We start from the raw sequence: 587 nt of genomic DNA, 5'->3' as shown, positions 1-587 counted from the left end.
ATCTCGTCCTCGACTGTTGCATTGATCGACCCTGATGTGGCGCCGTTGCCGTTGGCGCAGGTGTTGGCCTCCATCCCAGACCCGCGGCGGAAGCGTGGCGTACGGTATCCGTTGGCCGAGGTGCTCGCGGTCGTCGTGTGCGCTGTCGTGGCCGGCTCCCGGAGCTTCACGATGATCGCGGAATGGGCCGCCCACGCGTCACGGCAGCGGCCGGTCACCGCGTCCGGGCGGGTGCCGTCGCTGGCGACGATTCACCGGCTGTGCACCCTCATGGACGCGGAAGCCCTGGATGCTGCGCTGACCGGGTGGGTGCGGGACAGGTGCCGGCCCAGGGCTGTCGCGATCGATGGGAAAGAAGCCCGCGGCGCCAAGAACGGTGTCGGGTCCCGGGTGTTCCTGATGGCGGCGTTCGATCACGACACCGGCTGCGTGATCGGGCAGGAACACGTCGGAGCCAAGACGAACGAGATCCCACACTTCGCGACATTGCTGGACCAGCTCGGCGATATCACCGGCATGATCGTCACCGCCGACGCCCTGCATACCCTGGGCCAGCAGGCCGAGGCGTTGCACGCCCGCGGTGCGCA

The 587-nt window shown here is 68.3% G+C and carries 1 protein-coding gene; it reads left to right on the top strand.

Annotation, left to right across the window (positions count from 1 at the left end):
* Window positions 1-21 precede the first annotated feature (21 nt).
* Window positions 22-587, top strand: a 566-nt coding sequence (locus tag ABD164_RS17905) for an ISAs1 family transposase (protein WP_344298056.1), incomplete at its 3' end; no start/stop codon positions are given.

This window comes from Agromyces neolithicus (genome assembly GCF_039529735.1).
Lineage (GTDB): Bacteria > Actinomycetota > Actinomycetes > Actinomycetales > Microbacteriaceae > Agromyces > Agromyces neolithicus.
Note: the sequence above shows the minus strand (reverse complement) of the source record. Positions and strands in the feature narration are given on the sequence as shown.